Source organism: Vulcanococcus limneticus LL (assembly GCF_002252705.1).
Lineage (GTDB): Bacteria > Cyanobacteriota > Cyanobacteriia > PCC-6307 > Cyanobiaceae > Vulcanococcus > Vulcanococcus limneticus.
The window spans coordinates 1-19,744 of record NZ_NQLA01000020.1 but is presented as its reverse complement, the minus strand read 5'-3'; the positions used below and the strand labels follow the sequence as shown (position 1 = coordinate 19,744).

The 19,744-nt window shown below is 70.0% G+C and carries 20 protein-coding genes; 8 read left to right on the top strand and 12 right to left on the bottom strand.

Annotated elements, in window-relative coordinates:
* Positions 1-8: 8 nt before the first annotated feature.
* Together CJZ98_RS09680 and CJZ98_RS09675 are read left to right on the top strand one after the other, a co-directional pair.
* Entirely contained in the window at positions 9-1,007 is a 999-nt protein-coding gene (locus CJZ98_RS09680; protein ID WP_094590800.1) for a glycosyltransferase family 2 protein, read from the top strand.
* The gene (locus tag CJZ98_RS09675; RefSeq protein WP_094590798.1) at positions 1,004-1,393 is read left to right on the top strand and encodes a GtrA family protein; all 390 of its coding nucleotides are present in this window, start codon (positions 1,004-1,006) and stop codon (positions 1,391-1,393) included. The genes CJZ98_RS09680 and CJZ98_RS09675 overlap by 4 nt, the downstream gene beginning before the upstream one ends.
* Here CJZ98_RS09675 and CJZ98_RS09670 read toward each other — a convergent pair.
* The 3 genes from CJZ98_RS09670 to CJZ98_RS09660 all read right to left on the bottom strand — a co-directional run bounded on the left by CJZ98_RS09670 (position 1,362) and on the right by CJZ98_RS09660 (position 4,201).
* A complete protein-coding gene (locus CJZ98_RS09670) occupies positions 1,362-1,661 on the bottom strand; it encodes a hypothetical protein (protein WP_094590796.1) in 300 nt (99 codons plus the stop codon). The genes CJZ98_RS09675 and CJZ98_RS09670 overlap by 32 nt on opposite strands.
* 142 nt (positions 1,662-1,803) lie before the next feature.
* A complete protein-coding gene (locus CJZ98_RS09665) occupies positions 1,804-2,049 on the bottom strand; it encodes a hypothetical protein (RefSeq protein WP_094590794.1) in 246 nt (81 codons plus the stop codon).
* An 82-nt stretch (positions 2,050-2,131) separates the two neighbouring features.
* Positions 2,132-4,201 carry an acyltransferase family protein gene (locus CJZ98_RS09660; RefSeq protein WP_094590792.1) on the bottom strand — a complete coding sequence of 690 codons (2,070 nt, stop codon included), beginning with the start codon at positions 4,199-4,201 and terminating at the stop codon, positions 2,132-2,134.
* A 110-nt stretch (positions 4,202-4,311) separates the two neighbouring features.
* Between CJZ98_RS09660 and CJZ98_RS09655 the strand changes: the two genes are divergently transcribed.
* A complete protein-coding gene (locus CJZ98_RS09655; protein ID WP_094590791.1) occupies positions 4,312-6,756 on the top strand; it encodes a UvrD-helicase domain-containing protein in 2,445 nt (814 codons plus the stop codon).
* Between the two features lie 66 nt (positions 6,757-6,822).
* Here the strand turns inward: CJZ98_RS09655 and CJZ98_RS09650 are convergent, their stop codons facing one another.
* The gene (locus tag CJZ98_RS09650) at positions 6,823-7,923 is read right to left on the bottom strand and encodes a hypothetical protein (RefSeq protein WP_232756368.1); all 1,101 of its coding nucleotides are present in this window, start codon (positions 7,921-7,923) and stop codon (positions 6,823-6,825) included.
* A 12-nt stretch (positions 7,924-7,935) separates the two neighbouring features.
* A complete protein-coding gene (gene kdsA / locus CJZ98_RS09645) occupies positions 7,936-8,745 on the bottom strand; it encodes a 3-deoxy-8-phosphooctulonate synthase (protein WP_094590789.1) in 810 nt (269 codons plus the stop codon).
* An 86-nt stretch (positions 8,746-8,831) separates the two neighbouring features.
* On the opposite strand from kdsA, the gene CJZ98_RS09640 reads away from it, so the two are divergent.
* From CJZ98_RS09640 to CJZ98_RS09625, 4 genes are all read left to right on the top strand, one after another.
* On the top strand, positions 8,832-9,341 hold the full coding sequence (locus CJZ98_RS09640; protein ID WP_094590787.1) for a diadenosine tetraphosphate hydrolase: 510 nt from the start codon (positions 8,832-8,834) through the stop codon (positions 9,339-9,341).
* A complete protein-coding gene (locus CJZ98_RS09635) occupies positions 9,338-10,036 on the top strand; it encodes a glycosyltransferase (RefSeq protein WP_094590785.1) in 699 nt (232 codons plus the stop codon). The genes CJZ98_RS09640 and CJZ98_RS09635 overlap by 4 nt, the downstream gene beginning before the upstream one ends.
* Complete coding sequence (gene kdsB / locus CJZ98_RS09630; RefSeq protein WP_198537652.1) at positions 10,036-10,815, top strand: 3-deoxy-manno-octulosonate cytidylyltransferase; 780 nt, start codon at positions 10,036-10,038, stop codon at positions 10,813-10,815. The genes CJZ98_RS09635 and kdsB overlap by 1 nt, the downstream gene beginning before the upstream one ends.
* A 224-nt stretch (positions 10,816-11,039) precedes the next feature.
* Positions 11,040-11,747, top strand: a complete 708-nt coding sequence (locus tag CJZ98_RS09625; protein ID WP_094590781.1) for a glycosyltransferase family protein — start codon at positions 11,040-11,042, stop codon at positions 11,745-11,747.
* Between the two features lie 18 nt (positions 11,748-11,765).
* On the opposite strand, the gene CJZ98_RS09620 is transcribed toward CJZ98_RS09625, so the two are convergent.
* The 7 genes from CJZ98_RS09620 to galE all read right to left on the bottom strand — a co-directional run bounded on the left by CJZ98_RS09620 (position 11,766) and on the right by galE (position 18,211).
* The gene (locus tag CJZ98_RS09620; RefSeq protein WP_390625515.1) at positions 11,766-12,365 is read right to left on the bottom strand and encodes a KdsC family phosphatase; all 600 of its coding nucleotides are present in this window, start codon (positions 12,363-12,365) and stop codon (positions 11,766-11,768) included.
* Entirely contained in the window at positions 12,362-13,360 is a 999-nt protein-coding gene (locus CJZ98_RS09615) for a KpsF/GutQ family sugar-phosphate isomerase (protein WP_094590777.1), read from the bottom strand. The genes CJZ98_RS09620 and CJZ98_RS09615 overlap by 4 nt, the downstream gene beginning before the upstream one ends.
* Positions 13,361-13,428: 68 nt before the next feature.
* A complete protein-coding gene (gene rfbB / locus CJZ98_RS09610; protein ID WP_094590775.1) occupies positions 13,429-14,553 on the bottom strand; it encodes a dTDP-glucose 4,6-dehydratase in 1,125 nt (374 codons plus the stop codon).
* An 82-nt stretch (positions 14,554-14,635) separates the two neighbouring features.
* Positions 14,636-15,616, bottom strand: coding sequence for a dTDP-4-dehydrorhamnose reductase (rfbD, locus tag CJZ98_RS09605; RefSeq protein ID WP_094590773.1), 981 nt, complete (start codon positions 15,614-15,616; stop codon positions 14,636-14,638).
* Positions 15,613-16,212, bottom strand: coding sequence for a dTDP-4-dehydrorhamnose 3,5-epimerase (rfbC, locus tag CJZ98_RS09600; protein WP_094590771.1), 600 nt, complete (start codon positions 16,210-16,212; stop codon positions 15,613-15,615). The genes rfbD and rfbC overlap by 4 nt, the downstream gene beginning before the upstream one ends.
* Positions 16,202-17,092, bottom strand: a complete 891-nt coding sequence (rfbA, locus tag CJZ98_RS09595; RefSeq protein WP_094590855.1) for a glucose-1-phosphate thymidylyltransferase RfbA — start codon at positions 17,090-17,092, stop codon at positions 16,202-16,204. The genes rfbC and rfbA overlap by 11 nt, the downstream gene beginning before the upstream one ends.
* 78 nt (positions 17,093-17,170) lie before the next feature.
* Complete coding sequence (gene galE, locus CJZ98_RS09590; protein WP_094590770.1) at positions 17,171-18,211, bottom strand: UDP-glucose 4-epimerase GalE; 1,041 nt, start codon at positions 18,209-18,211, stop codon at positions 17,171-17,173.
* A gap of 127 nt (positions 18,212-18,338) precedes the next feature.
* On the opposite strand from galE, the gene CJZ98_RS09585 reads away from it, so the two are divergent.
* On the top strand, positions 18,339-19,652 hold the full coding sequence (locus CJZ98_RS09585) for a tRNA nucleotidyltransferase/poly(A) polymerase family protein (RefSeq protein WP_232756367.1): 1,314 nt from the start codon (positions 18,339-18,341) through the stop codon (positions 19,650-19,652).
* Positions 19,653-19,744 lie beyond the last annotated feature (92 nt).

The following is a 19,744-nucleotide window of genomic DNA, read 5'->3' as shown; positions in this document are numbered from 1 at the left end:
TCGCCCCCATGTCGCCTGCCGATCCCGAGCTCAGCCTGGTGATCCCCCTCTACCGCAGTGCCGGCAGTGTGGCGGCCCTGGTGCAGCGGCTCGCGGCCCTCGAGCCCGGCGTGGCCTGGGAGGTGGTGTTCGTGGATGACGGCAGCCCCGACGACACGGCGGTCCAGATGCGCTCTGCCCTGCAGCGGACGCCGCTGCCCGCCCTGCTGATCCGCCACAGCCGCAACTTCGGCGAGCACCAGGCGGTGCTCACGGGCTACCGCCACGCCAGGGGGCGCTACGTGGTGAACCTCGACGACGACCTTCAGAATCCCCCCGAGGAGGCCCTGCGGCTCTGGCAGCACGCCCGCACCACGGGGCTGGATGTGGTCTATGGCGACTACCGCCAGAAGCGCCATGCCGGCTGGCGCAACCTGGGCAGTTCCTTCGCCAACCGCACGGCCCACTGGCTGCTGGACCTGCCGGAGCGCTTCTATCTCTCCAGTTTTCGCTGCGTGGCGGGGGTGATTGCTCGCCAGGCGGCCGTCTACGCCGGCCCCTACCCCTACATCGATGGCCTGCTTTCCCAGGTCACGCAGGCCATCGGCAGCCTGGACGTGCACCACGACAGCCGGGCCGTGGGCGAAAGCAACTACAACCTGCGACGGCTGATCCGCCTCTGGCTCACGATCTTCACCAGCTTCTCGCTGATGCCCCTGCGGCTGGCCACGCTGCTGGGGGTTGCCCTGGCCTTGGTGGGTCTGGCGGTTCTGGCCTGGCTGCTGCTGGAGTTCCTGCTCCACGGCACGCTGGTGCCGGGCTGGCTTTCGGTGATCTCGGCCATCACCCTGTTCGGCGGGCTCCAGAGCCTGCTGATCGGCGTGCTCGGTGAGTACCTCGGCCGTATCTTTCTGACGGTCAGCGGCAAGCCCCAGTCGTTCATCCGCAGCATGGACCGGTTTAGGGCTGTGGAATGTCCAGGTGCCCTGGATCGAACCGGGGGCCGCCATGACGGGGTGGCCCCGTGATCGGCCGCTTGCGGCGGCTGGCCGGTGGCAGCCTGCCCCGCTTCCTGCTGGTGGGGGCCCTTGGGGAACTGCTCTACCTGGCCCTCTATGCCCTCGGCTGGCGGCTCACGGGTCAGGCGACCCTGGCCATCGCCCTGGCGGGAGGAGTGTGCCTGCTGGTCAATGCGGTGCTGCATGCCCGGGTCAGTTTTCGGGTGCCGTTCCGCTGCGGCCTGATGGTTCGCTATGCGGCGATCCAGGGGTTCTGCCTGGCCCTGAGTCTGGGACTGGGGGCTCTGCTGCAGGCTGGGGGGGCCGGGCCGGTGGCGGTGGGACTGATCAGCCTCGTGGTCTGGTCGGGGTGCTCGTTCCTCCTCACCCGGGCGGCGTTCCGCCCGGCGCCCTGACGGGGTTGGTCTCCAGGCAGACCAGCAAGCGGTCTCCCCAGGGCACGATCGAGCCGGCCTCGGGGTAGGCCGGGCAGCTGGGCAGGGCGGCCCTGGCAGCGCCCTGGTTGGCGCCGTCCTCACCCCTGAGCGTGCGGGCCAGGGGCTCCACCTCGGCGCCGAGCAGGTTGGCGAACAGTCCCCGGATCGCCCAGCTCTCCCCCAGGGCCGACTGACCCACGCTGCTCCAGCGCGGGAAGAGCTCGGTGTGGCCGGTGGTGCCCAGCACCGCGAATCGCGGCCCCACAGCCTCTGCCGCAGCCCCAGCGTCGCGACGACGAGCACGGCCAGAAACCGAGGCTCAGTAGCAGCTGGGACGTGGGCGAGACCAGCGGCACGTCGGTGTTCTACACCTCCCTGAGCACCGAGCTCTAGCGCAGCTTGCGCAGCAGCTTGGCCAGCGTCACGAAGCCGGTGCGCCCATTCGCCGCCTGGCCGGCCATCGCCACCAGCGCCCACAGGTAGTAAGCTAAGCCCACCGCCAGCACTCCGCCGACCACCCGCAGCCCAGCTCGGGCTGGGAAGGGGCGGAGCCCGAAGGCAAGGGCCCAGGGAAAGTGTGGTCGCAGGTGTTGCAGCAGCTGGGTGGTGTGGCTTCCAGGGTTGGCACAGCTCATGCGCGCCTATTGGGATGCCATCGGATCGAGTCTGGAATGGAGAGCCCAGTGTCTGACCGACGCTGATTGCCTCTCGGCACAATCAGCCAGCAGCAGGGCTCGAAAGCAGGCCATGACGCGACAGAAAGCGGAGGAAGTCGTCGTAGAGCAGTGCTCCGCCTTGGTTGTTGAGATGGTCGTCGTCGAAGAAGGTGCGCCGCCCTCCGAGATAGTTCTGGCACGTGGAGTGTGCAGGGCAGAGCACCGAAAATGGATCGTAGAGCAGCAGGTTGGGCTGCCGAGCGGCCGCGGCCTTGAGCCCCGTTGACAGCGCCCCGATCTGCTGGCGCAGGCGCGCTCGGTTCGCCTGGAATTCACAGCCCGGATCGAGCAGTGGACGAAACCACTCCCTCACACAGAGTTCCGGTGGGGGAAGGTCCCGCCCACGCGTGAACTTGGGCAGTGGCAACACCACCACGACCGGTACCTTTTTCCGGGCTGCCCGCTGGGCCAGGGCCTCCAGCTTCCCCAGCCAAAGGGCATAGGCCTGGTCTCGTGTCAGGGGATGGCCTCGGTCATCGGCGTAGCGATTGCGGCGATCGATTCCGAAGACACTCTCGAGGTAATTGGAGATCACCAGCACATCCCCAGGCTGGAGCTCCGCCATGGTCTGTTCGATCAGGCGTCCCTGCTGGGCTTTGTCCAGGGCCTTCCAGGCACGCGTTTCCAGCTCCGGGCTGAGGGGCACCAGCTGACCGTGGACGTAGAGCAACCGCAGGCCAATCCCGTCGTCGTGGTGCAGCCGGTCCAGCAGCCCCGTGAGGTGTCCGGCATGGCTGTCACCGAGCACCAGGAGCCGTGGTGATTGAGCTGTCCGCGCCGGCAATGTGCACAGGCGCAGGCTCTGGGCCAGGGTGGGGCCCTGACCCCGGTACCAGCTGCAGTTGGCCTTCGTCACCGTTGTGGCTGGGATGGTGCTGCGCTCCACTTCCTGGCGGGTCGCCGCTGCCGGCCGACCGCGAAAGGCCGCCGTCAGGGCCGTCCGTTCAAACCCCAGCAGCGTCAGGGCGGTGAGGCAGGCGGCGGCCAGGCCCACCCTGATCGTGGCGGCCCTGCTGCCGGGCCAGCTGGCCTGGCGACCCGGCGTCTCGATCCAGCGGTAGGACAGCCAGCCCAGCAGCAGCATCAGGCCTGCTTGCCCAGGTGCCGTCCAGGGATGGATGCCGATGGTCCAGCGGCTCAGGACCAGGACACTCCAGTGCCAGAGGTAGAGCGAGTAGGAGAGGGCGCCGAACCAGAGGACGATCGGCCTCGTGAGCAGGCCGTGGACCGCACTGCCGGGCCGCAGCGCCACGAGCAGGAGCCAGGTCAGGGCTGCTGCTGCGAGCGTGGCCGTGGTGATCCTGGCCTTCAGAACAAACAGGAGGGCAACCAGGGGTAGTGCAAACCAGCAGGGATTGATCCGCTGGAGCAGCCCATTCAGGCGCCCCTGGCGCTGCACGGTGAGGAAGGCCAGACAGCCCAGGCCCAACTCCCAAAACCGCGCCGGCATCAGAAAGAACGCCCCGGCCGCATCGTGATTCGCCAAGGTCAGGTAGAGCCCAAGAGAGCCCAGCCCAAGGCCACCGATGGCGAGGGCCAGACGTCTGGCAGCGTGAACCCGGCCCTGGGCAAAGCCCGTGAGCCAGAGCAGGAGGGGAAAGAAGAAGTAGAACTGCTCCTCAACCCCCAGGGACCACGTCTGGGTGAAGAGGTTGTAGTCGGAGGATTCTGCGAAGTAGTCGGTTGCGGTGCTGTGGAGATAGAGATTGGACAGGCCAAAGATAGCGCTCACCCCCGTTCGCCAGCTGCTGCCTCCAGCGGGTGCATAGGGCGGGATCACGAGGCTCCCCAGTAGGACTGTGACGGCGATGCAGACCAGCAAAGCCGGCAGCAGGCGCTTCATCCGCCGGGCGTAGAAGCTCGCCAGCCAGTCGCTCCATGTGGTCGTCGGCCGTCGGGAGAGGGAGCTGGTGATCACATAGCCCGAGATCAGAAAGAAGACGTCGACGCCTAGGAAACCATTCGGTGCCAGGCTTTTGTTGAAGTGATTGGCGATGACGGCCAGGACAGCGATGGCCCGCAGCCCGTCGATGTCACGGCGATAACTCGAACTTGCCGAACCCGTGGACACTGGGCTTCTCCTGCGGGGCTGATCCGTGGGATCGACTTTCTAAGATTGTGGAGCTGGGAGCTCGGCTGGCCTGATCGGGCTCAGGCCGATGGGATCACTAAGCTAAGTGGATGGTCACGCACCGCTCCCAGTCCGCCGGTTCCGGTGGGTTCCTCGCCGGCCTGAACGACGCCCAGCGCAAGGCGGTGGACCACCACACAGGCCCGCTGCTGGTGGTGGCCGGTGCCGGCAGCGGCAAGACCCGGGCCCTCACCCACCGCATTGCCCACCTGATCGGCCACCACGGTGTGGATCCGGCTGAGCTTCTGGCCGTGACCTTCACCAACAAGGCCGCCCGGGAGATGAAGGAGCGGCTGGAGCTGCTGCTGGCCCAGAAGCTGGCCCAGAGTCAGTTCGGCCAACCCTGGAGCACCCTGCCGGCGGTGGAGCAGCGCCAGCTGCGCAGCCGCATCTACCGCGAGGTGATCAAGGACCTCTGGATCGGCACCTTCCACGCCCTGTTCGCTCGGCTGCTCCGCTTCGACATCGACAAGTTCAGGGATCCCGAGGGCCTGAGCTGGACGCGCCAGTTCTCGATCTACGACGAGGGCGACACCCAGAGCCTGGTGAAGGAGATTGTGACCCAGGAGCTGGGCCTGGATCCCAAGCGCTTCGAGCCCAAGAAGGTGCGCTGGGCCATCAGCAGCGCCAAGAACCAGGGCTGGATGCCCGAGCAGCTGGAGGCCGATGCCGGCGGCCAGCGGGGCAAGTTGATGGCCGAAACCTACCGGCGTTATCGCCGTGCCCTGGCCGCCAACAACGCTCTCGATTTCGATGATCTGCTGCTGCTTCCGGTGCAATTGCTGCGCCAGAATGAGCAGATCCGCAACTACTGGCACCGCCGCTTTCGCCACGTGCTCGTGGATGAGTATCAAGATACCAACCGCACCCAGTACGACCTGATCAAGCTGCTTGTCACCGACGGCCAGGACCCGGAGAGCTACGACAACTGGGAGGGTCGTTCGGTGTTCGTGGTGGGCGATGCCGACCAGAGCATCTACAGCTTCAGGGCCGCCGATTTCACGATCCTGATGGGCTTTCAGGACGACTTCGGCGATGGAGCGCCTGATGACGCCACCGCCACGATGGTGAAGCTGGAGGAGAACTATCGCTCCACCGCCACGATCCTGGAGGCGGCTAATGCCCTGATCGCCAACAACAGCGAGCGCATCGACAAGGTGCTGCGGCCCACCCGCGGCGAGGGCGAGCCGATCACGCTGACCCGCTGCGATGACGAGATCGCCGAGGCCGAAGCCGTGGTGCACCGGATGCGGATGCTCGAGGCTGCCCACCCGGACCTGCGCTGGGGTGATATGGCGGTCCTCTATCGCACCAATGCCCAGTCGCGGGCGATGGAGGAATCACTGGTGCGCTGGGGCATCCCCTACATCGTGGTGGGCGGTCTGCGCTTCTACGACCGGCGCGAAATCAAGGACGTGCTCGGCTACCTCAAGCTGCTGGTGAATCCGGCCGACACCGTGAGCCTGCTGCGGGTGCTGAACACCCCCAAGCGCGGCATCGGCAAGACCACGATCGAGCGCCTCACCGATGCCTCCAACCAGCTGGGCATCCCGCTCTGGGAGGTGGTGAGCGACCCCGAGGCGGTGCGCTCCCTGGGGGGGCGTTCAGCCAAGGGGCTGCTGCAGTTCTGCGAACTGATCAACGACCTGCAGCGGCGCGTGCAGGAGGCGCCCCCCTCGGAGCTGGTGCAGCGGGTGATGGAGCAGAGCGGCTATGTGGCCGAGCTGATCGCCGATGGCACCGATGAAGCGGAAGATCGGCGCCGCAACCTCAACGAACTGGTGAACGCAGCCCTGCAATACCAGGAGGAAAACGACGAGGGTTCCCTGGAGGATTTCCTGGCCTCGGCGGCCTTGGCAAGCGACGCCGACAGCAAGGACACCGAGAAGGATCGCGTCACCCTGATGACCCTGCACGCCAGCAAGGGGTTGGAGTTCCCGGTGGTGTTCCTGGTGGGGATGGAGCAGGGGCTGTTTCCCAGCTATCGCTCCCTGGAGGATCCGGCGGCGATGGAGGAGGAGCGGCGCCTCTGCTACGTGGGCATTACGCGGGCCAAGGAGCGCCTCTACCTCTCCCACGCCAGTGAGCGGCGCCTGTGGGGCGGCATGCGCGAGCCGGCGGTGCCCTCGGTGTTCCTCTCCGAACTCCCCGAGGAGCTGGTCCAGGGCGATATCCCCCGCAGCGGCGGAGCCGCCATCCGGCGCGAGAACCGACTCGATCGGCTCACGCGGGTGGACCGGGAGGAGTCGCAGCGGGTGGCGACCGGCGGTGCCGCCGCGGCTCCGGCCAATGCGGTGAGGCGCCGGGCGGTGGGCCCTGGCGCCGGCAAGGCCTGGGTGGTGGGCGATCGGCTGCGCCATGCCGCCTTCGGGGAGGGCCTGGTGACCCACCTGTTCGGCAGCGGCGAGAAGATCTCGATCGCCGTGAAGTTCGAGGGCCTGCCGCCGAAGATCCTCGACCCGCGCCTGGCGCCGATTGAAGCCCTGGAGGCCTGAGGTCGGCCGCGAGGGGCGGCCAACTCTCTGGGGTTTTCCGGCCTTCCCCCTTCGGCCCAGCTCCCCTCAGCTCCGCAGCAGCCGGCGCAGCGCCTCCGGGGAGCGGGTCTCGCCCAGGCCCCAGAACGGTTCCAGCAGGGCAAGCAACTCCGGCTGGCCGCTGGTCTCCCCGGCGGAGCGCCCCAGCAGGTCCTCCAGCTCCCGGCTGAGCCGCAGGCGCTCGTTCCACTCCAGGGCCTCCAGGCGCGCCTTCTCCGGCGGCAGCTGGGAGAGGTCCTGCTCGGCCGCTGCCGGGAGCCAGTGCAGGCGCTTGCCCAGGGCGGCGCCGTAGCCCAGATGCGTCCCGAAGGCATTGCTGGCCAGCCCGTCAGCCAGCTCCAGCAGGGTGCGCAGGCCATCGAGGAACCAGGGGTTGGAGCGGTGGCCGTTGCAGGCCACGATCCAGCTCGGGGGCAGGGGCAGCTGGACCGGGTCCTGCCAGTGGCGCAGCCAGATCACCTGCCGGTAGCCCCGCTCGGCCGCCAGGGCCTGCACCTGGGCCACGCAGGTTGGCAGGTCCAGGCGCCGTTCCACCTGGTCCCAGCTGTGGGCCAGCAGCACCAGCAGGGTGGGGCCCAGCTCCGTCCGCAGGTCCGCCAGCTCCTGAGGCTCCAGTACCGGTCGGGCGTAGAGGATCCAGGGGCCGATGGCATGGGCCGGCTGGCCGTGGCGCTCCCGCAGCCAGCCGGCCCGCAGCGGTCCCATGCAGAGGTAGCCCTGCGACCAGGGCTGCGGTGCCTCGAACTGCGCCTCGCGCGACACCTTGAGGCCGTGCTCCAGCAGCCAGGGCAGGGGGGGACCCACCAGGGGCAGGCCGGCGTGGCGCTTGAGCTGGATGTCGTGGCCGTAGTGGTGCGAGGAGTTCTCCCGCTCCCGCCGGGCCGGGCTGAAGAAGGGCTTGAGGCCCGTGGGGCTGCGGAAGGCGCCCTGCACCCACAGGTCGGCCACCAGTTCCGGCCGCAGTGGCCGCTGGCCGTAGGCCTGGCGCACCAGTCCGCGGTAGGCCGCCAGGGCCTCCCATTCATCCCGCTCCACCCGGGAGCCCAGCAGCTGGCGCAGGCGGGCCCGCTTCCACCAGCTGAGCTCGTGGCGCAGCTGGGCGAAGGCAGGGGTGGATCGGGCCGGCATGACGTTCCCTGCTCAGACGCTGCTGGGGGCCAGGCCGCCCGCGACGGCATCGCGAATGGCCAGCAGCTGCTCCAGCAGCGGCTCAAGCCGGTGCAGCGGCACCATGTTGGGCCCGTCGCTGAGGGCGTTGTCGGGGTCGGGATGGACCTCCATGAACAGCCCATCCACCCCCACGGCCACCGCGGCCCGGGCCAGGGGTGCCACGAACTCCCGCTGGCCGCCGGTGCTGGTGCCCTTCCCCCCCGGCTGCTGCACCGAGTGGGTGGCATCGAAGATCACCGGGCAGCCCAGCTCCTGCAGCTGGGGCAGGCCGCGGTAGTCCACCACCAGGGTGTTGTAGCCGAAGCTGGTGCCCCGCTCGGTGAGCCAGAGGTTCTGCACGCCGGCCTCCCGGAGCTTCTTCACCACCTGGGCCATGTCCCAGGGGGCGAGGAACTGGCCCTTCTTGACGTTGATGATCTTGTCGGTGCCTCGGGTGGCGGCGGCCGCCGCCAGCAGCAGGTCGGTCTGGCGGCAGAGGAAGGCCGGGATCTGCAGCACGTCCACCACCTCGGCCACCGGGGCCGCCTGGTGGCTCTCGTGGATGTCGGTGAGCACGGGCAGACCGAAGCGCTCCTTCACCTCCGCCAGCACCTCCAGGCCGCTGCCGACGCCGGGGCCGCGGAACGAGCCGCCCGAACTGCGGTTGGCCTTGTCGTAGCTGGCCTTGAAGATGTAACGGATGCCCAGCCGGTCGGTGATGGCCTTGACCTGCTCGGCGATCTCCAGGGCGAGTTCGCGGCTCTCGATCACGCAGGGGCCGGCGATCAGGGTGAGGCTCATGGGCAGGCGATCGCGCCGGGCGCGGCAGTCCGGGTTGGGGCCAGCATGCCGGAACCTGTCGACCTGAGCTTGCCCGCCTCACGCCGATGACCCAGGTCCCGTCCCAGCCCAGCGCCGCTCCCCCTGGCGACTGCGGCGTCTGCCGCCTGCACGTCGATCCCACCGCCCGGCACCGCTGGCAGATCGGCTCTGACGGCCTCTGGCTGCTGCGCCACCACCCCGATCCGGCGCCGCTGGCGGGCTGGCTGATCCTCGATGCCGTGAGGCACCTGGGCGGTCCGATCGCGTTCCGGCCCGACGAGGCCGCCGCCTGGGGCGGGGCGGTGCAGCGGGCCTCGTGGCTCGTTCAGGCGCTCACGGGCTGCGAGCGCGTCTATGCGATCGCCTTCGGGGAGGGGGCGCGGCACCTGCATCTGCACCTGATTCCCCGCCGGGAGAGGGACGCCGCTACCGAGGCCTGGGCGGTGGCCGACCTCTATCGGGCGGTGGCCAGCGGCACTCGGCCGGCGGCCGATCCGGTTGCCGTGGCGGAGCTGGTGGCGCGGGCCCGGGGCCTCTGGGGCGCCGCGGGCGGCGGCCCTACGCTCGCGCCATGAGCCAGCCCATTCCGGTCTTCATCGGCTACGACCCGCGGGAGCGGGCGGCCACCAACGTGCTGATCGACAGCCTGTATCAGCTCAGCTCGGCGCCGCTGGCGATCACGCCGATCGTGACGTCCCAGTTGGAGGCCCAGGGGCTCTACCGACGGGAGCGCGACCCGAAGCAGAGCACCGCCTTCTCCTTCACCCGCTTTCTGGTGCCCCACCTGATGGGCTACCAGGGCTGGGCGATGTTCATGGACTGCGACATGCTCTGCCGCGGCGACATCGCCGAGCTCTGGGCCCTGCGCGACGAGCAATTTGCGGTGCAGTGCGTGCAGCATGAGCACAACCCCAGCGAGACGGTGAAGTTCCTGGGCGAGCCCCAGACCCCCTACCCCAAGAAGAACTGGAGCTCGCTGATGCTGCTCAACGGCAGCCGCTGCACCGCCCTCACCCCGGACTACGTCAACAGCGCCACGGGTCTGGAATTGCACCGCTTCCACTGGCTCGCCGGCGACCACGAGATCGGCGCCCTGCCCGAGCGCTGGAACCACCTGGTGGCCGTGCAGGATCCGGCCAAGGCCGAGGACGCCACGCTGCTGCACTGGACCCTGGGCGGCCCCTGGTTCCGGGAGCAGCGCAGCATGGGTGGGCCGCTGGCGGCCGAGTGGTTCGGCGCCCGGGATGACGCTGCGCGGCTCTGGGACTGATGGCGATGCGCACGATCGTGGCCGTACCGGCCCGGCTGGAATCGTCCCGCCTGCCCCGCAAGGTGCTGGCGGATATCGGCGGCAAGCCGATGCTGCAGCGGGTGCTCGAGGCCTGCCACCGGGCTGAGAGTCCGGCGGCGGTGGTGCTCTGCACCGATTCCGAGGAGTTGCTTGAGGCGGCGCAGCGCTGGGGCTGCCAGGCCCTGCTCACCAGTCCGGCCTGCAGCTCCGGTAGCGACCGCTTGGCGTCTGTTGTGGCGCCCCTGGTGGCCCTCGGCGGTGGTTCACCGGCCGAGACCCTGGTGGTGAACGTGCAGGGAGACCAGCCCTTCCTCGATCCGGCCGTGATCGATGCGATGGCGGCCGAATTTGCACGCCGCACGCCGCTGCCGGAGGTGCTCACGCCCGTCTACCGCATGGGCGCCGACAAGGTGCACAACCCCAACGTGGTCAAGACACTGGTATCCAGCGATGGGCGGGCCCTCTACTTCTCCCGCTCCGCCATCCCCCACGTGAGGGGCGTGGAGCCGGAGCACTGGCATGCCCATGTGCCCTTCTGGGGCCATGTGGGCATCTACGGCTACCGGGGTGATGTGCTGGCCCGCTGGCCCCAGCTTCCGGCTTCGCCCCTGGAGGACAGCGAGAAGCTGGAGCAGCTGCGGTTGCTGGAGGCGGGCATCGGCATCGGCACGTTTCCGGTGGCGGAGGAGTCGCTGTCGGTGGATACGGCGGAGCAGCTGGAGCAGGCGCGGCTGATTGCGGCTGGCCTGGAGGACTGAGCTGGGCAGCGCGGGTTGGTCCGTGGGTGCGCCGGTCCCGGCGCGCCGGGATGGACCACTGGCACCCAGCCGTCGCATGGCCATGCCTTCAGGTTGATGAGCCTGCCTGCAGATGGATCAGCCTGCCTTCAGGCGGATCCATCTTGCATAACATCAGCATTGTAGTTTGATCACAGGGTCGCCTCTGGCTGGCGTCTCCGGCGCCTCCCCCCTCCTGTTCCCCCATGGCCCTGCCCATTCCGGTGTTCATCGGCTACGACCCCCACGAACGGGCCGCCGTGAACGTGCTGATCGACAGCCTCTACCAGCACAGCAGCCAGCCCCTGGCAATCACGCCGATCGTGGCCCGGCAGCTTCATGGCGTGTACGGGCGCGAGCGGGACCCGCGCCAGAGCACCGAGTTTTCCTTCAGCCGCTTCCTGGTGCCCTATCTGCAGGACTATCAGGGCTGGGCGATCTTCATGGACTGCGACATGCTCGCCCGCGGCGACATCGCCGAGCTCTGGGCCCGACGCGATGAGAGCTATGCGCTGCTGTGCGTGCAGCACGAGCACGTGCCCCGCGAGGACGTGAAGTTCCTTGGCGCCCTCCAGACCCGCTACGAGAAGAAGAACTGGAGCTCGCTCATGCTGTTCAACTGTGCGCGCTGCACCGCCCTCACGCCCGACTACGTCAACACGGCTTCGGGCCTGCAGCTGCACCGCTTCGAGTGGCTCCAGGGAGACCACGAGATCGGAGCCCTGCCCATGGAGCGCTGGAACCATCTGATCGACGTGCAGCCATCCCGTCCTGAGCCAGCGGCCGAGGGTGGTCCGCTCCTGGTGCACTGGACCCTGGGCGGCCCCTGGTTTGAGGCCTACCGCCTTGGGGGTGGTGTGTTGGCGGCCGAGTGGTTCGCAGCCCGCGATGAGGCCTTCCGGCTCTGGTCGTAGGGGCCAGTGCCGCAGGGCTCAGTCATTGCGATCGCGCCAGCCCTGCTCCTGCAGTTCCGCCCAGAAGGGTGTAGGCCGCAGCAGCCGCTCCGCCAGCTCCCGCACGGCGCCTCGCCCACCGGCCCGCAGCAGCACCAGATCCGCCTGGCGGCGCAGGGGGCGCGCCGCATCGGCGGTGGCCACCAGCAGGCCGACCTGGTCCCGCACGGCCAGGTCGTTGAAGTCGTCCCCCACGAAGGCCGTGGCCGTGGGTGCAACGCCCAGCTGGGCCTGCAGGGTCGCCAGGGCCTGGGGCTTGTCCTTCGCGCCCACCAGACAGTGGCGGATGCCGAGATGGCGGGCGCGCACCTCGGTGGCGCCGCCGCGGCCTCCGCTCAGGAAGGCCACCTCAATGCCGGCGTGCTGCAGCAGGCGGATCCCCAGCCCATCGCGCACATCGAAGCGCTTGATCAGTTCCCCCTGGGGGCCATACCAGAGGCCGCCGTCGGTGAGTACGCCATCCACATCCAGCACGAGCAGCCGCACGGCAGCCAGGCGCGAGCGCTGCTGAAACCAGCGCCAGCGGCGCCGCAGCTGCCATGGGCTGGCGAAGCCCTCGATGCCGTCCATTCCGCTCATGCTGCCGCCCTGCTGAGGCCGGCCTGCACCAGATCGTGCAGGCGCAGCAGGCCGAGCATCTGCTGGGCGCCGCCCACCACCGGAAGCACGGCGATCGGCTTGCGGCGGTTGCGCTCCATCCGCTCCAGGGCCTCCACCGCCAGCACCTGCTCGTCCACGGTGATCGGATCGGCCGTCATCAGGTCAGCGGCGGTGAGCTGGGCCCACTCCGGCGGGCTGTGCTGCTGCAGGGCGCGGCGCAGGTCGCCATCGGTGATCAGACCGCGGATCCGGCTGGGGTCGCCGGATTGGGCCACCCAGCCGGCCCCCACCCCATCGGCGGTGAGCTGGGCGATCACCTCGGGCAGGGGTGTGTCGGCCTGAAGCGGCATCAGCCGGCTGGAGGGAATCATCAGGTCGCCGGCCGTGAGGGTGAGTTGCTTGCCCAGGGCACCGGCTGGGTGGTTGAGGGCGAAGTCCTGGGGGGAGATGCCGCGTCGCTCCATCCACACCGCGGCCAGGGCATCACCGATGGCCATGGCCACCGCCGTGCTGGCTGTGGGGGCCAGGTTGAGCGGACACACCTCCCGGTCCACGGACCCATCGAGCACCACGTCGCAGCCGCGGGCCAGGGTGGAATCGATCCGGCCCACCAGTGCGATGCGGCGGCTGCCCCGGCGGCGCAGGTGGGGCAGGATCTCCAGCAGTTCGGCGGTCTCGCCGCTGTTGGAGAGCAGCAGCGCCACGTCGTCGGGGGCCACCACCCCCAGGTCGCCGTGCAGGGCGTCCAGCGGGTTGAGGTAGATCGCCATCAGGCCGATCGAGGAGAAGGTGGCGGCGATTTTCCGGGCCACGATGCCGCTCTTGCCCACCCCCGTGATCACCAGCTTGGCGCGACGATCCGCGCAGCCGTCAAGCAGCTCCAGGGCCGCCTCCACCTGGTGCGCAGCAAGGCGTTCCGCCGTGGCGGCAATGGCCGCCGCCTCTTCCTGCAGGCAACGGGTGAGGGCAGACAAGGACCGAGGGCTGGAGGGTGCGCTGATTCTCCTCCAGGCCTTGTGGCATGGCGGAGCTGCCGGTGGGCTCAGCGGCGCGTGCCGATGCGCTCGCCGCCGTAGCCGGCCCGTTCCCGAACCCCCTGGCACCAGTCCAGGTTGCCCAGATACCAGCCCACCGTGGCAGCAAGCCCCTCGGCAACAGCGTGACGGGGCTGCCAGCCCAGCTCCGTGCTGATGCGGCTGGGATCAATGGCGTAGCGCCGGTCGTGGCCTGGTCGATCGCGCACCGGGGTGATCAGGCGGGCGTGGGGGGCGCCAGCGGGGAGGCGTTCATCCAGCACCGTGCAGATCGCCTGCACCACCTCCTTGTTGCTGCGCTCCCCGTGGCCACCGACGCAGTAGCTGTGACCCAGTTGCCCCTGGGTGGCCGCCAGCAGCAGGGCGTCCACGTGGTCCTCCACGTAGAGCCAGTCGCGCACGTTGGCGCCATCGCCGTAGAGGGGGATGGCTTCCCCGGCGGCGGCCTTGAGGATCACCACCGGGATCAGCTTCTCGGGGAACTGCCAGGGGCCGTAGTTGTTGGAGCAGTTGGTGAGCACCACCGGCAGGCCGTAGGTGTGGTGCCAGGCGTTCACCAGGTGGTCGCTGGCGGCCTTGCTGGCGGAGTAGGGCGAGCGGGGGTCGTAGGGGGTGGTTTCCGAGAAGCGGCCCGTGGGTCCCAGGGAGCCGAACACCTCATCGGTGCTGATGTGGTGGAAGCGGAAGCGTGCCTGGCGCTCGGCTGGCAAGGACTGCCAGTGGGCCCGCACCGCCTGCAGCAGGTTGAAGGTGCCGGTCACGTTGCTGGCGATGAAGGCGCCCGGACCGTCGATCGAGCGGTCCACATGGCTCTCGGCCGCCAGGTGGAGCACCAGATCGGGATCGGCCGCCCGCACCGCTTCGGCGGTGGCGGCTTCATCCACCAGGTCCACCTGCAGCAGACGGTGCCGAGCGCCCGGATCCCCGCCCGCCAGCGTGTGAAGCAGCTGCTTGATGCTGGCCAGATCGCTGGCGTAGCCGAGCTTGTCGAGGTTGAACACCGTGGCCGTCGACTCCCGCAGCAGCCGGCGCACCACGGCGCCGCCGATGAAGCCGGCGCCACCGGTCACCAGGACGCGGGTGGTGTCTCCCAGGAGCTGCGGAACGTCGAGTGGAGCGGGTAGGGCGGTCATCGGGGCTGGGCGCAGGGCGGAGCGGCGCGTGGGGGGGCGAGCTCGGGGCAGGCGTGGGCTGAACGGCGGGATGGCGGGTCTGTCATGGCGGTCCGGCGGTGCCTGGTTCAGGCCCAGCTCCGCCGGGGGCGGGGTTGCCCGCATCACGCAGTTGCCCGAGCACCGCGGCCAGGGCCGTTCGCCAGTGCAGGGGCTCCAGCCCAAGGGCCGCCCGGGTGCCGCTGCAGTCGAGCAGGGAGTAGCTGGGGCGCCGGGCCGGGGTTGGGTACTCGGCGCTGGTGAGGGGCCGTACCTCCGCCGCCTGGTCCAGCAGGCCCGCCACTACCCCCAGCTCGCCGATGGCCACGGCGAAGTCGTACCAGCTGGCGACGCCGGCATCGCTCCAGTGCAGGATGCGCCCCTCGAGACCGCTCCCCGTCGTTGGTGTGCCCACGCCGATGGCCCGCCAGCAGGCCGCCTCCAGGGTGTGGGTGGCCGTGGGGCAACCCACCTGGTCGGCCACCACGCCCAGGGGTTCTCTCCCCGCCGCCCGGCTCGCGTGCAGCCGCAGCATTGTGAGACAGAAGTTATGGCCCACCGGCCCGTAGACCCAGCTGGTGCGCAGCACCCGCGCCCCCGCCAGCTCCAGGGCTGCCGCCTCGCCTGCGGCCTTGCTGGCCCCGTAGACCCCGAGTGGGTCCGTGGCCTGCTCCGGCCGGTAAGGCGAGCCCTGGCTGCCGTTGTACACGAAGTCGGTGCTCAGCTGCAGCAGCCGGCCGCCCGTGTCCGCCAGTGCCTCGGCGAAGGCCCGTGGAGCGCCGGCATTCACCGCCAGGGCCAGCTCCGCTTCCGCCTCGGCGCGGTCCACCGCCGTGTAGGCCCCGGCATTGAGCACCCAGGTGGGCCGATGGCTCCGCACCGCCGTCCGGCAGGCCTCGGCATCGGCCAGATCGAGTGCCACCAGGCCGTCGCCGCTCCTGCGGCCGGTGGCGATCAGCTCCACCCCCGGCGGCACCGAGGCCACCAGGGCCCGGCCCAGTTGGCCGCCGGCGCCGGTGAGCAGCACGCGCAGGGGTGGGGTCATGGGAACAGCTCCCCGGCCGGCAGCCCTGCCAGTTCGGGCGCCGCCCCATCCTTCTCCGACAGCTGGATGGCCGTTTCCCCCAGGGCCTCCCGGGGCCAGGCGATCGCCAGGGCCGGATCATCCCAGCGGATTCCCCGCTCGCAGGCCTGGCTCCAGAAAGCGCTGGCCTTGTAGAGCACTTCGGCATGGTCGCTGAGGGTGAGGAAGCCGTGGGCAAAACCCGCCGGCACCCACAGCTGCTGCCGGTTCTCGGCGCTCAGCACCGCCCCCACCCACTGACCGAAGCTCGGAGAGGAGCGGCGCAGGTCGACTGCCACATCGAAGATCTCACCCACCGCGCAGCGCACCAGCTTGCCCTGGGGATGGGGTGGCAGCTGGTAGTGCAAGCCCCGCAGCACGCCCCGGCAGGAGCGGGAGTGGTTGTCCTGCACGAAGCCAGGCGCCGGCTGCCCGTCGGCCATGAGGACCTGCTCGAACAGCCGCTGGTTCCAGCTCTCGAAAAAGAATCCCCGGGCATCGCCGAACACCCGGGGGGTGAGCAGCAGCGGGCCGGCCATTGCCACGCCACGGCCTGTGAGGAGCCTGTCAGCCTGCATGGCGCTCTTCCAGCAGCGTGAGCAGGTAGTCGCCGTAGCCGCTCTTGCGCAGGGGCGCCGCCAGCCGCTCCAGCTGGGCCCCGTCGATCCAGCCCAGCCGCCAGGCCACCTCCTCCGGACAGCCCACCTTGAGCCCCTGGCGGTGCTCCAGGGTGCGGATGTAGCTGGCGGCCTCATGCAGCGAGTCGCAGGTGCCGGTGTCCAGCCAGGCCATGCCCCGGCCCATCAGTTCCACCGTCAGGAGCCCCTCCTCCAGGTAGCTGCGATTGAGGTCGGTGATCTCCAGTTCACCCCGCGGTGAGGGCAGCACCGCCCGGGCCCGCTCCACCACAGTGTCGTCATAGAAGTAGAGCCCGGTGACGGCGTAGCGGGATTTGGGCTGCTGCGGTTTCTCCTCGATGCTCAGCACCCGGCCCTCCTCGGAGAATTCCACCACCCCATAGCGTTCGGGATCCCGTACGGGATAGGCGAAGACGCTGGCTCCGAGCGTGGCGGCGTTGCTGGTCTGGAGCTGGGGCACCAGCTCGTGGCCGTGGAAGAGGTTGTCTCCCAGCACCAGGGCCGCCGGAGCACCCGCCAGGAACGCGGCGCCGATCAGAAAGGCCTGGGCCAGGCCATCGGGGCTCGTCTGCACGGCGTAGGAGATTGCCATGCCCCAGGCACCGCCATCGCCCAGCAGGCGTTGGAAGATGGCCTGGTCCTGGGGGGTGGTGATGATCAGCACCTCGCGGATTCCCGCCAGCATCAGTGTGCTGAGCGGGTAGTAGATCATTGGTTTGTCGTATACCGGCAGTAGCTGCTTGCTCACCGCCTGGGTGATCGGATGCAGCCGGGTGCCGCTGCCGCCGGCCAGGATGATGCCCCTACGCGTGTCGCCCAACTCACCCCCGTGGTTGGCGGTGAATCTCGCATGGGTGGGCAGCTCCGATGGGCCGGCGGTGCCCCCCACCAAGTCTGCTCAGTGGGCTTCTCCGTACCCCTGCGGATTGGCGCTCTGCCAGGCCCAGCCGTCCCGGCAGATCTCGGCCAGACCGCGGCGGGTGCGCCAGCCGAGCCGAGCGGTGGCCAGGGAGGGATCGGCCACGCTGGTGGGCGAGTCGCCGGGCCGGCGCGCCACCACCTGGTACGGAATCGCCCGGCCGCTGGCCGCCTCGAAGGCCGCCACCAGTTCCAGGACTGAGTGGCCCCGCCCGCTGCCCAGGTTGAGGGTGAGCAGCTGCGGCGGCTCCCGCACCAGCACCTCAAGGGCGGCCCGGTGACCCTCTGCCAGATCCATCACGTGGATGTAGTCGCGCACGCCGGTGCCATCGGGGGTGGGCCAGTCGGCGCCGAACACCTGCAGGGTGGGTCGCAGGCCCACGGCCACCTGGCTGAGGTAGGGGAAGAGGTTGCTGGGGGTTCCGCTGGGCGCCTCACCCAGGCGGCCGCTGGGGTGGGCCCCCACCGGGTTGAAGTAGCGCAGCGCAGCGACGCGCCAGCCGGGCTCGCTGGCGGCCACGTCCGTCAGCAGGCGCTCCACCGCGGCCTTGGTGTGGCCGTAGGGATTGATCGGCCGCAGCGGCGCCTTTTCCGGAATCGGCACCTGGTCCGGGAAGCCGTAGAGGGTGGCGCTGCTGCTGAACACCAGGGTGCGGCAGTTGTGGTCGGCCATCGCCTTCAGCAGCTGCAGGGTGCCACCCACGTTCACGTCCCAGTAGCGCTGGGGCTGGCGCACCGATTCGCCCACCGCCTTCAGCCCGGCGAAGTGCAGCACCGCGTCGATCGGCGCCGCACGGAAGGCCTGCGCCACAGCCTCCCGGGAGCGGATGTCGCCTCGGATCAGTTGCAGGCGCGTCGCGGCCTGGGGACCCGTCAGCTCCTGCACCCGTCGCAGCGCCTCAGGAGAGCTGTTGGCGAAGTTGTCCAGCACCACCAGGCCGTGGCCCGCCTCCAGCAGGCTGAGGCAGGTGTGGCTGCCGATGAAGCCGGCCCCGCCGGTGATCAGCAGCTGCAGCGACATCGACGACGTGGGGCCCCTGCGCGGGATGGAGATTGTTCTACGTGTCGCTGGGCCGGCCACGTCACGCCGGTGGACGGCCTGCCGGCCAGCCATGCGACATCCTGGGCGGGCCGAGGGACCCGAGCCCATGGGCCGCCCTGAGCTGCCGCACGACCTGACGCTGCCGATTCCCGAGCCGATCCACCTCGCGCTGGTGGAAGCGGCCGGCGGTCTGCGCCTGGCCCTGGTGGGCGGAGCCGTGCGCGATCTGCTGCTGCACCGGGTGCACCGCGACCCCTGGCGGGGGCTGCCGGATCTGGACCTGGTGGTGGAGGATCCAGCGCGTTGGGCTCCGGCCACGTTGCCGGGGGGCGCTGATGCCGTGGAGGCCTCCCAGGCTCCGGCGGCCCACCGGCTGGCGGCGAGCCTGGAGGCCCGCGATCCGGGCGCCCTGGGCTTCTGCCGCCTCCACGGCGCCTACGGCACGGTGGAGCTGGAGCTGCACGGCATCCTGCTCGATCTGGCGACTGCCCGCCGCGAAAGCTACCCCGAGCCCGGCGCGAACCCGCTGGTGCGCGCTGGCGCCCTGGAGGACGACCTGGCCCGCCGCGACTTCTCGATCAATGCCATGGCGGTATTGCTCGAGGCCGGCGGGCCGCGGCTGCTGGATCCCCACGGCGGCCTGGCCGACCTGGAGCAGCGACGCCTGCGCCTGCTCCACCCGCGCAGCGTCGCCGACGACCCCACGCGTCTGCTGCGCGGTGCCCGCTACGGGGCTCGGCTGGGGTTCACGCTGGAGGCCACCAGCCTGGAGCAGGTGAGCGCCACCCTGGCGGCCTGGCCCTGGCGCTGGCGTCACGGCGATCCCCCGCCGCAGGCGCCACCGGCGCTGGCCACCCGGCTGCGGATGGAGCTGGAGCTGCTGCTGGAGCGGGAGCCCTGGCCGCGGGCCCTGGCCCTGCTGCAGCAGTGGGGCGCCCTGGTGTTGCTGGATCCTGCTCTGCAGGTTGATCGCCGCTGGCGGCAGCGGATGCGCCGGGCCGAGCGGCTGGGCCTGCCCACCATGGTGGGCTTGGTGGCCGGGGCCTCCGAGCCGCTGGCCCTGGCCGAGCGGCTGCAGCTGCCGCACCGTCAGCACAAGCTGCTTGCCCAGTGGCTGCGGCTGCGGCAACGGCTGCTGGACCTGGAGCCGCAGGTCGGGGCGAATGGCCGGGGCTGGACGCCGTCTCGCTGGGCCGCGTTGCTGGAGGACCATGGGCTGGGGGCAGAGGCGGTGGCCCTGGCCCTGGCCTGTGGCGACGGGCCCCGCCGGCCCCTGCTGCGCTGGTGGCTGCGCTGGCGGCAGTTGCGGGCCCCGCAGACGGCCGCCGAACTTGTGGCCGCTGGGATGCACCCCGGCCCTGCCCTGGGGGAACGGCTGCGGCAACTGCGGGCGGATCGCCTCGATCGCGAGCGCCTCTAGGAGGCTGCTGAAATAGCCGCCCAGACCCGCGCCGCATTGCTGTTGCCGCTCCTGCCGTGGCCGGTACCTGTCATCTGGGGCTCTTGATCAGC

Coding starts and splice junctions, on each gene's coding strand:
- CJZ98_RS09680 (WP_094590800.1), top strand. CDS start 9: ATGTCGCCTGCCGATCCCGAGCTCAGCCTGGTGATCCCCCTCTACCGC.
- CJZ98_RS09665 (WP_094590794.1), bottom strand. CDS start 2,049: ATGAGCTGTGCCAACCCTGGAAGCCACACCACCCAGCTGCTGCAACAC.
- CJZ98_RS09655 (WP_094590791.1), top strand. CDS start 4,312: ATGGTCACGCACCGCTCCCAGTCCGCCGGTTCCGGTGGGTTCCTCGCC.
- CJZ98_RS09650 (WP_232756368.1), bottom strand. CDS start 7,923: ATGCCGGCCCGATCCACCCCTGCCTTCGCCCAGCTGCGCCACGAGCTC.
- kdsA (WP_094590789.1), bottom strand. CDS start 8,745: ATGAGCCTCACCCTGATCGCCGGCCCCTGCGTGATCGAGAGCCGCGAA.
- CJZ98_RS09640 (WP_094590787.1), top strand. CDS start 8,832: ATGACCCAGGTCCCGTCCCAGCCCAGCGCCGCTCCCCCTGGCGACTGC.
- CJZ98_RS09635 (WP_094590785.1), top strand. CDS start 9,338: ATGAGCCAGCCCATTCCGGTCTTCATCGGCTACGACCCGCGGGAGCGG.
- kdsB (WP_198537652.1), top strand. CDS start 10,036: ATGGCGATGCGCACGATCGTGGCCGTACCGGCCCGGCTGGAATCGTCC.
- CJZ98_RS09625 (WP_094590781.1), top strand. CDS start 11,040: ATGGCCCTGCCCATTCCGGTGTTCATCGGCTACGACCCCCACGAACGG.
- CJZ98_RS09620 (WP_390625515.1), bottom strand. CDS start 12,365: ATGAGCGGAATGGACGGCATCGAGGGCTTCGCCAGCCCATGGCAGCTG.
- rfbB (WP_094590775.1), bottom strand. CDS start 14,553: ATGACCGCCCTACCCGCTCCACTCGACGTTCCGCAGCTCCTGGGAGAC.
- rfbD (WP_094590773.1), bottom strand. CDS start 15,616: ATGACCCCACCCCTGCGCGTGCTGCTCACCGGCGCCGGCGGCCAACTG.
- rfbC (WP_094590771.1), bottom strand. CDS start 16,212: ATGCAGGCTGACAGGCTCCTCACAGGCCGTGGCGTGGCAATGGCCGGC.
- galE (WP_094590770.1), bottom strand. CDS start 18,211: ATGTCGCTGCAGCTGCTGATCACCGGCGGGGCCGGCTTCATCGGCAGC.
- CJZ98_RS09585 (WP_232756367.1), top strand. CDS start 18,339: ATGGGCCGCCCTGAGCTGCCGCACGACCTGACGCTGCCGATTCCCGAG.